Source organism: Alteromonas gracilis (genome assembly GCF_002993325.1).
Classification (GTDB): Bacteria; Pseudomonadota; Gammaproteobacteria; order Enterobacterales; family Alteromonadaceae; genus Alteromonas; species Alteromonas gracilis.
On the sequence record NZ_PVNO01000005.1, the window covers coordinates 187225 to 199928 of the forward strand.

General features: G+C 45.5%; 12 protein-coding genes. All 12 read left to right on the plus strand.

The features are described from left to right. The first annotated feature begins 2 nt into the window (after nt 1-2). The 12 genes from C6Y39_RS03560 to C6Y39_RS03615 are packed head-to-tail and all read left to right on the plus strand — an operon-like array spanning nt 3 to nt 12658. The gene (locus C6Y39_RS03560; RefSeq protein ID WP_105929946.1) at nt 3-905 is read left to right on the plus strand and encodes an ExeA family protein; all 903 of its coding nucleotides are present in this window, start codon (nt 3-5) and stop codon (nt 903-905) included. Then, nucleotides 902-2113, plus strand: a complete 1212-nt coding sequence (locus tag C6Y39_RS03565) for a tetratricopeptide repeat protein (protein ID WP_105929947.1) — start codon at nt 902-904, stop codon at nt 2111-2113. Before C6Y39_RS03560 ends, C6Y39_RS03565 begins: the two co-directional genes overlap by 4 nt. Beyond that, nucleotides 2113-3825 (plus strand): GspE/PulE family protein, encoded by a 1713-nt coding sequence (locus C6Y39_RS03570; protein WP_105929948.1) that lies wholly within the window; start codon nt 2113-2115, stop codon nt 3823-3825. Before C6Y39_RS03565 ends, C6Y39_RS03570 begins: the two co-directional genes overlap by 1 nt. Further along, nucleotides 3825-5060 (plus strand): type II secretion system F family protein, encoded by a 1236-nt coding sequence (locus C6Y39_RS03575; RefSeq protein WP_105929949.1) that lies wholly within the window; start codon nt 3825-3827, stop codon nt 5058-5060. The genes C6Y39_RS03570 and C6Y39_RS03575 overlap by 1 nt, the downstream gene beginning before the upstream one ends. 27 nt (nt 5061-5087) lie before the next feature. Next, a complete protein-coding gene (locus C6Y39_RS03580) occupies nt 5088-5582 on the plus strand; it encodes a hypothetical protein (RefSeq protein ID WP_105929950.1) in 495 nt (164 codons plus the stop codon). Between the two features lie 45 nt (nt 5583-5627). Next, a complete protein-coding gene (locus C6Y39_RS03585; RefSeq protein ID WP_105929951.1) occupies nt 5628-6215 on the plus strand; it encodes a prepilin-type N-terminal cleavage/methylation domain-containing protein in 588 nt (195 codons plus the stop codon). A 22-nt stretch (nt 6216-6237) separates the two neighbouring features. Continuing rightward, nucleotides 6238-6738, plus strand: coding sequence for a prepilin-type N-terminal cleavage/methylation domain-containing protein (locus tag C6Y39_RS03590; RefSeq protein WP_105929952.1), 501 nt, complete (start codon nt 6238-6240; stop codon nt 6736-6738). Continuing rightward, entirely contained in the window at nt 6713-7201 is a 489-nt protein-coding gene (locus C6Y39_RS03595; RefSeq protein ID WP_240618802.1) for a type II secretion system protein, read from the plus strand. Before C6Y39_RS03590 ends, C6Y39_RS03595 begins: the two co-directional genes overlap by 26 nt. Next, a complete protein-coding gene (locus C6Y39_RS03600) occupies nt 7191-7712 on the plus strand; it encodes a prepilin-type N-terminal cleavage/methylation domain-containing protein (protein ID WP_105929954.1) in 522 nt (173 codons plus the stop codon). Before C6Y39_RS03595 ends, C6Y39_RS03600 begins: the two co-directional genes overlap by 11 nt. Next, entirely contained in the window at nt 7712-8455 is a 744-nt protein-coding gene (locus C6Y39_RS03605; protein WP_105929955.1) for a type II secretion system protein, read from the plus strand. The genes C6Y39_RS03600 and C6Y39_RS03605 overlap by 1 nt, the downstream gene beginning before the upstream one ends. After that, a complete protein-coding gene (locus C6Y39_RS03610) occupies nt 8445-8933 on the plus strand; it encodes a pilus assembly PilX family protein (RefSeq protein ID WP_105929956.1) in 489 nt (162 codons plus the stop codon). The genes C6Y39_RS03605 and C6Y39_RS03610 overlap by 11 nt, the downstream gene beginning before the upstream one ends. After that, nucleotides 8933-12658, plus strand: a complete 3726-nt coding sequence (locus tag C6Y39_RS03615) for an H-type lectin domain-containing protein (protein ID WP_105929957.1) — start codon at nt 8933-8935, stop codon at nt 12656-12658. Before C6Y39_RS03610 ends, C6Y39_RS03615 begins: the two co-directional genes overlap by 1 nt. Nucleotides 12659-12704 lie beyond the last annotated feature (46 nt).

Here is a 12704-nt window from a genome sequence, read left to right on the forward strand (position 1 = left end):
TTATGTACCAGCACTTTTATCACTTCACTGACATGCCGTTTTCGCTTACGCCAAATACGGAGTTCTTTTGTGCGTTAGCACCGCATAATGAAGCGTTGAAAGTTATTCTGTCTGCATTAAGCATGTCAGAAGGGTTTATAAAAGTGACAGGAGAGGTGGGTACAGGGAAAACCCTATTATGCCGTAAGTTGATTAATCACCTCTCAGATAAATTTGTAGCCTGCTACCTCCCGAATCCCTATTTGTCGCCAGATGAGCTGCGCTTTGCGTTTGCTAAAGAATTAGGTTTAGAAATAAACGGGAAGTCAGACTTGCAAGGGCTACATAGCGCAATTGAGACTCAACTCTTAGCGTTGAAAAAAGAAGGGCGTCAGGCGGTACTTATTATTGATGAGGCGCAGTCGTTAAGCTGGGATGCGCTAGAAATGCTTCGCTTGTTCAGTAATCTTGAGACTGAAAAAAGTAAGCTTCTACAGATTGTAATGTTCGGTCAGCCTGAGCTTGATGAAAATTTAGCGAACCCCAAGGTAAGGCAAATCCGCCAGCGTATTAGCTTTTCATACACGTTGCGCACCATGACCTCCCCTGAGGTGGATTATTACATAGCTCATAGATTGAAGACTGCGGGTGGAGACGAGCATCTTATATCAAAAGGGTTACGTGCATTTATTGCCGTGGTAACCAAAGGCACACCTAGACTGGTTAACATTGTTTGCCACAAAATTTTGCTCCGCGCTTATGGTCAGGGTAAAAGTTCTGCAAATTGGTTTCATACTTTAAATGCGGTATTCGATACTGATGATTGCAAGCGCCGTTTCATACCTAGGCAGAGTGTCGTTTTAGCGTCTCTCGCGGTATTAGGGGCATTAGGCATGTTGCATATTTATGGGGCTGGTGGTTTATGAGCATCTTAAACGACACGCTTAAGTCCTTAGACAACCGCAATCAGTCTGAAAACTTTGGGTTGCCGCCTACGGTTGTCGTATCTCAGCGCTCGCCTCTGCTTAAAATCGGCATTGTATTTGTCATTGTAATTTTCTTTACTCTGGCGTGGCTACTTTCTGGTTTTGTTTTTGATAATTTTGTTTCTAATAACAATGAAAGCGATAATCTGGTAAATACAAACGCTGCTGTTCCGCAAAAAGTGGTGGAACGCCTTGAAGATAAGCACAAGCAAAGTGCGACGGCAGAATCTGAAAATAAACGAGAGGGGATGAGTTCAACGCCCTTATCTGACCAAGATTTAGCTTATCAAGCCACGCCTTCTGATGTTGCCGACCTTGTTTTTACTCGTATTGATGAAACAATTGAAGACGACGAGGCTGAGTATAAAGCGCAAGCGCAAGGCGATTCATCGGCTAAGCAATCAGATGCTAACGCTATGACAACTGATACAACCTTGTCGCCCACCATCAAAGAAGAAGTAGCGGTCAGCAATAGCGAATATGATCGACAAGTCAGCGATTCAGTAACCTCATCGGGGATTATATCAAGACAACCAACCGTCGATGTTGCGCCTAAATCTCCTGAAGAGCAAAGTGCTGTGCATCTCGAAGCAGGGCTCAAAGCCTATAATTTTGGTATGTTCGAAGAAGCGCAGAAAAGTTTTAATCTCGCGTTAACGACTTCTCCAAAAAATGAACAGGCAAGGAAGCAGCTTGCAGCTCTGTATTTTGGACAAAATAGAAACCAACAAGCACTTCGAGTTCTTTCTGAAGGCATCATGCTCTCTCCCGAGAACTTAGCGTGGCGTGAGTTAATGGCCAAAATTTTAGTGCAAGAAAATCGTTTTGAAGAGGTGCTGAGCCTTATGCCTGACCACCTCGACGCTAAAGCCCTGGCTGAAAAAAGGGCGGACTATCTCATACTTAAAGGGACGGCGGCGCAAACCATAAATAGTCCAACCCAAGCCGTATCGGCATTCAGTGCAATGACGTCACTTCAGCCAGAAAATGCTAAATGGTGGTTGGCTTTAGGTGTCAACTACGATGTATTAAACAATGCCAGCCTGGCTTTATCCTCTTACTCTAGAGCGCTCGCTATAGGCGGACTTTCTTCTGCGTCAGCGCAATACGCCAGCTCGCGCCTCAACGATTTAAAGGAGCAACCTTGATGCGCCCTCGATTAAAGATGCGCCTTGGCGATTTATTAGTTCACGAAGCTATTATTTCAAGTGAGCAGCTTCATGAAGCGCTAGCAAGCCAACGTATGTCCGGACGTAAGTTAGGGGATACATTGATTGACTTGGGTTTTATTAGCGAACACCAACTTCTTCGTTTTCTTGCGCAGCAATTAAATATTCCTTTTCTAGACATTACTCAGCGCCGAATAGATCCGGAGCAAGCGCAACTTATCCCGGAAACTTACGCACGCCGATATCGTGCCTTAGTGCTTGAAGCAAATGACGACGAAGTGCTAATAGGAATGAGTGACCCTACCGATTTAGGTGGCCTAGATCAGTTAGGTCCGCTTGTAGCGCCTCGCAATATTGAGCTTGCTGTTGTGCAGGAAAGTCAGATGCTTGAAGCGTTTGATAGCGTGTATCGTCGCACACAAGATATAGCCTCTTTTGCTGAGAAATTGGGCGAAGAATACGCGGATGAAGCCGACTTTGAATTGTCAGCCCTTGATGAAAACACCTCTGACGCAACGGTCGTTAAGCTACTTCACTCTATCTTTGAAGATGCTGTTCAGGTACGTGCATCGGATATCCATATAGAACCAGATGAAAAAATTCTTCGTATCCGTCAGCGCGTTGATGGCGTGCTACAGGAAAATACACTGGATCAAGTGAAAATTGCCTCTGCTCTAGTGCTTAGGCTAAAGCTGATGTCGGGTCTTGATATCTCTGAAAAACGCATCCCTCAAGATGGACGTTTTAACATTAAAGTTAAAGGCCACACTATTGATGTGCGTTTATCGACCATGCCGGTGGCCAACGGTGAAGCGGTCGTAATGCGTCTTCTCGACCAGTCGGCAGGTCTGTTAACCCTTGACCAAACGGGTATGCCAGCGGCAATGGCGGAAAAGTTTCGGGCAGCTATTAATCGTCCTCACGGAATGATTTTGGTAACGGGGCCGACGGGGTCAGGTAAAACCACTACGCTTTACGGTGCGTTGAGCGAGTTAAATAAGCCAGACTTAAAAATAATTACCGCGGAAGACCCTATTGAATACCGCTTGCCTCGTATTAACCAGGTTCAAGTTAATAATAAAATAGGGTTAGATTTTGCCGCTATTTTGCGTACAACCCTACGTCAGGACCCAGACATTATCATGGTGGGGGAGATGCGTGATCAGGAGACGGTTGAAATAGGTCTTCGTGGGGCGCTCACCGGTCACTTGGTGCTGAGTACCCTTCATACTAACGACTCAGTAACCAGTGCAATTCGTTTAATCGACATGGGCGCGGCACCCTATCTGGTGGCTACGTCTTTACGAGGTGTTCTCGCTCAACGCTTAGTTCGCCGCGTGTGTGAAAACTGTAAAGCAGAGCGACCACCTACGGTTCAAGAGCAGGCTTGGGTTCGTTTCTTAAAACCAGAACTTGCTAACGCTTCTTTTTACAAAGGAAGAGGTTGTAACAGCTGCAACCATACAGGCTACAAAGGGCGTATTGGTGTCTTTGAGTTTCTAGAAATGAATGAAGACATGATGGAAGCGTTGCGTGACGATAATACGCAGGGTTTTGTTGACGCGACTAAAGCGAATAAGGATTTTATTCCGCTTTCTCATATGGCTCTCGATTATGCCGCAGAAGGTAAAACTTCATTAGATGAGGTCTTTAAGGTGTCTGAGTTTGTTCCAGAAGTGGTGAACCATTAATGGCTCAATTCAGCTACGCGGGGAAATCAGCACAAGGTAGTCCTTTAAAAGGGATTATTGAAGCCGCGTCTGCGCAAGCCGCGGCACAGGTACTGCTGTCAAAAAATATCATTCCCGTCACTATTGAAGAGACAAAGAAAACAGAGACTGCCGATCAAGGCGAAGGCTTCAATATGGGGCGGCTGTTTGAGGCAAAGGTCGGGTTAGACGAGATGATTATTTTTTCTCGCCAAATGTACTCATTGTTAAAAGCAGGGATACCCATTATTCGAGCTATAAAGGGGCTCAGCGAAAACGCGTCTCACAAACGCTTCCAAGAAATATTAAAGGATATCGCCGATCAGCTTGAACAAGGACGGAGTTTGTCGGTGGCCATGTCTAAATATGAGAAGGTCTTTACACGATTGACTATTTCGGTAGTGGTGGTCGGCGAAAATACCGGTAAATTAGATGACGTTTTTTTACAGCTAGCGCTTTATTTCGAACGAGAGCAAGAAACGCGAAAACGTATAAAATCGGCGCTTCGTTATCCCTCCTTTGTAGTCATTGCTTTAGTAATTGCTATGTTTATTTTGAACATATTTGTTGTGCCTGTTTTCACTCAAATGTTCGAGCGTTTTGATACGGAGCTACCACTGATGACTCGCATACTGATAGGAACATCAAATTTCTTTGTTAACTATTGGTGGCTCCTTTTACTCATCATTATTGGTGGGGTTTTCTCAACTAAACAATATGTTAATTCGACTAATGGACGACTTAAGTGGGACAAATTTAAACTAAAGTTGCCTGTTGTGGGCAGTATTATTGAGCGATCATTACTTTCAAGATATAGCCGTAGTTTTTCTATGATACTGCGTGCAGGTGTACCACTGACGGCGGGGCTGTCTTTAACTGCTGATGCTGTGGATAACGCTTATATGCAGATGCGCATTAAAGAAATGCGTCAGGGTATTGAAAAAGGTGAAAGTTTGCTGAGAGTGTCGAAAAATAGCGAACTGTTTTCGACCATTGTCTTGCAAATGGTAGCGGTGGGTGAGGAAACCGGTCGTTTAGAAACACTTTTAGAGGAAAGCGCAGGCTACTATGAGCGAGAAGTTGACTTCGACCTTAAGAGCTTAACAGCCAAGATAGAGCCTATACTGATAGGGTTTGTTGCAATAATGGTGTTGATACTGGCGTTGGGTATATTTACACCAATGTGGAACATGATGTCTGCGGTAAAAGGCGGTTAAGTGGTCGCGCGTAGAGTGGGTAATTAAGTGGCTGGTTCGAAGACGGGGTTGCTTAATTTTGTTGTGATAGGAACGGTGTTAGCTATCGTTTTATCATCCTATATCTACCATGCGACATCGATAGTTAAAGAAGCTGAAGACGTTAATAAAGAGAACGCCGTAGCTCAATTTCAGCGCGTAGTGATGTTGGCAAGGGCACAGTGGATAAAAACGAAGCAGCACTCGGTTTTGATATATGAAACGTCGCTTGACGCTAGTGGAAATATCCAACAGAAAAAAGACGTGGCTGCGGAGCTTTTTGTTAATGTCAAAGGGTGGCCTGAAGGTCTTGCTAAAGGCCAAGGTAAAGCCTGTGAATATTTATACACGCTAGCGACGTTAAGAGAAATGTCCATGTCATCGGAGATAGTGGTACGCGATGAATATGTAAATGGCTATTTGCAATGTGCATTTTTCATACATAACAGAGTTTGGTTTGAGTACAACGCGGGTAGCGGTGTTGTAATGGAAAGAAGAAGCTAACTAAGCGCCGGAGCGAGTCGCTTATTTTGTAATCTAGGAGATGTTATGAACACGAAACAGCAAGGCTTTACTCTTATCGAGTTGATTATTGTTGTCATTATTTTAGGTTTACTTGCGGCAACCGCACTACCGCGCTTCATTGATGTTACTGACGAAGCACGAGAAGCCAGCGTTGAAGGTGTAGCAGGTGGATTCGCAGCGGCGGTTGGACTTGTTAGAGCGCAGTGGGAAGTGGAAGGTCGCCCTAGCGGAAATAACGGCAACGGTAACGGTACGGTTGTGACCTATGACCAAACACCAGTTGGTGTTGACGGTACCATTGGCTATCCGACAGGTAGCGCAACAGGCAATACGCTGATCACAACGGTTAACGAAACTGAGTGCAAAAATGTGTTCGACCTTATTTTGCAATCAGCGCCGACCAATACTACGTCAACTAACGACGCTGTAGTCGCTGATTTCAGATATGCGGTTCGCGAAGATGATTCGGGGACTAATACCCAATGTGTTTATTACCTAGTTGAGTCTATGGGCTTGCCTAATAACACGGTACCCGCAAATGGCGCGCCAGATGGCACCGCGTTTGACGGTTTCACTTACAACCCAGCCACTGGCCAGGTTACTGTTTTTTAATTAATACTCAGGAAGTTTGATTATGCAAAAAGTATCAGCGCAACAGGGTTTTACCCTAATCGAGTTAATCATTGTTATTGTATTGCTGGGTATTCTAGCGGTAACCGCGGCACCTAAGTTTTTGAACCTTCAAGACGATGCCCGTGATTCTGTACTGGAAGGTATTGCTGGGTCATTAGAGTCAGCTTCATCCATTATTTATGGTAAAGCCTTGGTTCAAGACCAAGCTGGCGCAACTGGGACTGTCGATTTAAACGCCACAACCTCCGTCACGACGGTTTTCGGGTACCCAAATGCCGAGGTTGCAACAAATATCACCGACGTTGTTGACTATGATACGACAGAGTATGCAACCGCTTTAATTACCGCCGACCCAGATTCTATTCTTATATATTACACGGGGTTTGGTGACTATCAGAATACGCCTCCTACTGCTACCACTGCGGCTTGTTCTGTTGTGTACACTAACTCAACAGCCGCAGGCGAGCGCCCGTCGATTGAAGTCAATACTTGCGTTCAGTAATGTGAAAAAAAACGGTTTTACTTTAGTAGAACTTATTATAACCATATTGGTTATTGGGGTGCTGGCGGTTACCGCCGCACCTCGCTTTCTTGGTAACGATACTGAAGAAGCCATTGCGCTTCGTGACAGGGCCCTTCAGTTAGTGCGCAATATGCAGCTTCGCGCCATGCAAAATGTACAAGATAGCAGTTGCGTAAAAATAACGAGTGCAGTTATTGCACCACCTGCTGGTCACGATTGCGCAAATTCACTTTCTACCGCTTTTGATGATGATCAAGTCGTCAATGCATCTAGTACTGACTTCACCTTCCAAACTGCCGATGAAAACGGCAATAGTTTTTCTCAAATCCAATTTGACGGTTTTGGCAGACCGCGAAACATCGCGTGCTCAACGAACTGCAAAATTCAGATAAGCACCTTTGCTGTGTGCCTTCAGAGTGAAGGAGCCATTTATGCGTGCTAGCGCAATGTTTCCTACGCGTAGAAAACGCAGTGAAGGCTTTACTTTGTTAGAGCTAGTAATTGGTATTGTTGTATTCACGATTAGCCTAACTATTGTGCTGTCTCTAATCGTGCCGCAAGCTGAACAAACGGCTGAGCCATTTCGCCAAGTAAAAGCTGCGAAATTAGGTCAGTCGTTGATGAACGATATTCTAAGTCGCTCTTTTGATGAAAATAGTGACCGAAGCCCGCCTTTTGAAACCTGTAATGCTAAGGGTAACTGTTCGACCACACTCGGCCCCGAAGAAGCTAATGAAGATGAGTATGATGATGTCGACGATTACAATGGCTATGTAGTTAGCAATGTGGGGGGGAACTACAATAACTTTGCTTTTGCGGTAACGGTAGATTACGACAGTGATCTAAACGATAGCACGCCAACAGACGGTCAAGCGTTCAAGCGCATTGATATAGCAGTGACTGCCCCAGACGGCCAAGTTTACAACTTCAGCGCTTATCGAGGGAGCTATTAATGTCTCCACGACAAGCACAGCGCCAGCGCGGTTTTACGCTTATAGAGCTAATTTTGGTTATCACTATTTTAGGTGTAATTAGTGTATCTGTGGCGCAGGTGATTTCTTTAAGTGCACAAATCTATATAACAGGTGCAGAGCGTACTCGCCTTGTTTCAGACGCACGCTTTATTATTTTGCGACTGGAAAAAGAGTTACGCAATGTGGTGCCAAATTCTGTGTCATTTGACGCAAGTTTGGGGTGCCTTTCTTATTATCCGATAAAAGAAAGTGGCACCTACGTGGATGATGCGTTTAATAACCCCATGCACGTAGTCGTGTTCAATAGTCAGTTGAGTGTGAATGATACACTTGTTATATACCCGACAAATCCGCAGAGCGTGACTGATAACGGGCGAACAATAGATGCTATTGCAGATGCCGCTGCCGACCCGTCTAGCGATAATCAGTATGACCTCACACTTAGTGCACCCAATACGCAAGCTTCCCCAGGCAAACGTTTCTTTGTTCCTGAAGCGCAAGTGACAGTATGCAGAACATCTACCGCCCAAGGGGATCGTTTAATAAGAACCCAAGGTGCTACTTCCGGCGTCCTTGGTACTAATGTGGCATCATGGAGCGCGAACGTAGTGACCGCAGGCCTGCGACAAAATGGTCTTATAGAGCTGCAAATGACCTTAGAAAGCAGTGATGATGAGCAGATATCGGTTGTACACGAGGTTCACTTCCCTAATGTGCCATAAAAAAACGCGACCAAACGTCAGTCATAGCAAAAAACTACGCCCTGTCGGTCTATGTAGGTCGCCAGCTCGGCAAAAAGGTTCTACAACTATTGTAGCTATTATTATCAGTATTGTGCTTTTAGGGCTTGGTATTGCGCTGTCTAATCAAATTTCATCCAACATCCGCCAGCAATCCATTGAATATTATGGCGCCCGGGCTTATCTGGCGGCACAAAGCGGAATGGAAGTTGCGATTTCAAGACTAATTAATGGTAATAACCCAGCATGTGCTGCCATCACGCAACCTGTAATTATCAGTGCAGCAAACGTGCAGAATTGTGTTATTACACTCTCTTGTGAGGTAGAGACCGAGGTTGAAGAGCCTGAAGTGGCCGCCGGTGAAATTAGGGTTTATGCGTTAGGGGCTGAAGCGCAGTGCAGTGTAGGCCAACTTGAAACCTCAAAACGCGTGCTTGTTGAAGTAAGGCAGGAAGAATAATGACATACCATATATCCCTTATTCGAGCCCTATTATTGGTGGGGCTATCTGTATTGGTACTGCCGGTGCTTGCCGTACCTCAAATTGAAGGCAGGTTCATCGAACTTCAAAATACCTATAACAAAGCAGAATGGACCACAATTAGTTTTTCGCAGGTTTACGATGAGCCGCCAGCCGTATTTATGCTCTCAACAAACCAAGGTGATAACCCTGCTATAGTCAAAATTCGCAACGTCACCAGAACGGGTTTTGAAGCATTGCCGCTTGAGCCCTCTGGTGAAGATGGCCCCCATATCACAATGGGTGGCCATTATTTAGCCATAGCCTACGGCGTTCACGAATTCCCTGGCGGCGACATTGTTGAGGTAGGAAAAATGGAGCTGGATGCTACTACCATCCAAGCTTCTACTAACTCACCTTGGTATATTCCAACAGGGACATTAGTACCTGGTACTGAAGATGCGCGATACGCGCAAGTACCGTTACAGACAGACTTTGGTGAGCAGCCCGTATTCTTCCATTCCATTCAAACTGTTAATAACCAAGTAGACGTAAATGGAAAGAAACCTCCCAATGAATATTTACTGCCATTTCTCACCATTGCAGCAAAATATGAAGCGCCTTCCTACTACATCGCCTTGGAAGCATCAGAAACAGATTATGAACCTGTAACACGACCCGAAACCGTTGCTTATATGGCTACCACGGAAGGGTTTGACCGTAGGTTTTTCGATGACAACGGTATAGAAGTAGTCTGGGAAGCTGACTTTGCAGACGTACGCATTCAAGGGTGGAGTGACGGCTGTTTTCGAAATAACTTTAAAAATAATTATACGCAAACGCCTTTAGTAGCTGCAAGTAAGATTAGCCGCAACGGTCAAGACGGAGGCTGGCTGCGCAGTTGTCAGGTCAATAAAAATAGATTGGGGCTTCGCGTTGATGAAGATCGAAGTTTAGATTCAGAACGTAATCACGCCGAAGAAGAGGCCAGTATTCTGGCCATGACATCAGAGTTTGTTTTTAGTGGTGAAGTGCCAAGTTGTGACGTGGCATTTCCTGGCGCGGTAGCAGCATTTGGCGGCTCGGCAATTAGTCTTCCCGCTAATAGCCGTATTATCGATGAAAACAGAGGCGTACTAAGCGCAACTCAGTTAATCCCCGGAGGGACAGCTGGCACCGTTGATTACCCTAAATGTGGAGAGCCGGGAGTCGACTGTACCGTAAATAACACCGACTCACTGACTGAGTCACAGGCTAGAGCAATACCTAGTATTACTGTTGATGATAGCGGTCCCGAAATAACTGCGGGTAATCTAGCGGGGAATTACTACTTCAACAGGCAGAATGTGCTGATGGCAGCTGGAAACTATAACGTTGTTGCCCCAACGCGCATTTATATTTCCGATCCAGGTACAAATCCAATCGGCGAGCCAACCAGATTCATTATGGCTAATGCCAACGTTACCGTTGCTGATGGCGCCTATTTAGCTATTTATGTAGATGGTGACGTCCTCATTGATGGCTCCAATCCCAAAGCGTTAGTTATTGCCAAAGGCACGATAACGTTTGCTAACGTAGGTGATGAAACCGTTGTTGGGCGATTTAACGCCGGCGGGGGGATTGGATCTATTTCTTCACCTACGGTAAATATTCCTGCACCTCTTAAAGTAACTGCGAACGAAGTACCCAATAATATCCCCGGCATATGCGGCCGTGAGGTAATCGAAGTACTTAATCACTATCGCTATGAGTTAGCGGACAACAAGGGAAGTAGCTGTGCGGCTAAACAGATAACGCTTAAAGCCTGTGCAGATGTGAATTGCGATCTCCTCTACTCTCAGCCTTCAACGGTTAATCTGTCGCCGCAAAACAATGCTAATTTTCAGTGGAGCGGAAACGATGTCGTCTCGTTTACTGGACAAGTTTCGTTAGCCCTAGACAGCTTGGGAGGAAACGATACAAAACTTGCAACACTAGGAGAAACGCCATCATCTCAGCTTCGCTGCTTTATTGGCGGAAAAGAAGTGGGTATTGAAGGGTGCAAGGTTAATTTTGAAGACGATGGCTTAGTATTTAAAAATCTTTCTGACGACAACACAACCATAGTCACCCAACTATCGGGCAAGCCATCTGACCAAGGTTTTAACAGTAAAACTTACGCTGTGGAGGCGTGTGGCAATTCCGAACTCTTAAAAAATAAAGTTGTGGATGTTGACCTTAATTACAATTGCGCAAGTGCTAGCAATTGCTCGAACAAACTAGCGCTAATTAATAACAGCAATACATATCAATTGGGGCTGTCTGCAGAGACATTCGCGCTGCAGTTCGATGCAAACTCTCGCGCTGAGTTTACGTTGCAGTATCCTGACGCGGGTGAATTGTCGCTTACGGGAACCATCACTGACAGAACAGCAATATCTGGGTCTTCAAATATCTTCACAGTTCGCCCTTTCGGTTTCGCAATGGACATTTTAAATGACAGTGGCACCAGTACTAATGCCAACGGATATGCGACTAACGCGGATGGCTCACTGCTGAAGCGCACGGGAGAAAACTTTGTACTAGGTCTTCGCACTGTGCAGTGGGTTGATGGCGAAGACAGCAATAACGACGGTATACCAGATAACTTCGCAGAGTTAGCTAATAACAACATAGCCGAGCATTATTCAGGGAGTGTTACTCTGACCCCTCAACAAATCTTGCCAGCAGGTGGGACAGCAGGTTCATTAAGCGCCACTGCCGTTAATTTTGATAACGAGGGTCAAGTTAGCTTGGCTCTAAATTACGATGAGGTTGGTACTATATCTATCGCTGCGCAAAGTACGTATTTAACAAACTCTACCGTGCTTGGCGAGGTAAACAATGTGGGCAGGTTTGCGCCCTCTAATTTTGCACTGACGGGAAATGTAGTGGCGGCGTGTACGGCGAATGATGCGTTCAACTACTTTGGTCAGCCAATAAGCGAAGTGAGCTTCTCTCTTACTGCTCTTAACCAAAATGGCAGCCGCACGGTAAATTACTACGATGGCTTCGACAAACTAACAAGCGTTGGGCTGCAAGTTGAACATGACGGAAGTTTGCTGGACCGTTTAGAAAACATAAACGCGATAGGGTGGCCCCAAAGCGGAGCGACAGGGCAAATTAGCTTTTCAGACAATGATATAGCATTTAGTCGATTAGGCAGCGCAGCGCTCGATGGCGCATATATTGATGCTGCTATTGTGCTGGTGGCAGATAGCGGACAAATAGAAGGCGCAAACTTTAATGGGCTTTCTTGCGGTGGTTCATGTGTCGACGATTTCGGAGGCGCAATCAGTTTCGCGTATGGCCGAGCCACGTTGATAAACAACTATGGCGGAGCAGATGAAGCGTTGTTACTGCCGCTTCGCACTCAATATTGGGACGGTCAAACGTGGCGAATAAACGCTAATGATAGCTGTACTGATTTTGAGCACGCTAACATTACCGACGCCTCCGGTGAGCTGATTTCGTCTGAAGACGGAACCCTAAATGAAGGTGCGTATACTACCGGCGAAGGTATGCGTTTATCGTCGCCAAACGGCGCTGGTAACTATCCGGTAAGTTATACCCCAGATCCATGGTTACTGTGGGATTGGGATGGCGATGGTGAAGCTGATAATCCTCCTAGCGCAACGCTAACTTACGGTGTTTATCGAGGAAACGACAATATCATTTACAAAAGAGAGCAAATCAATAACGAATAAAGGTAATAAACTGGCGGTGTATTGAACCTTCTTTTTTTTACGCGGT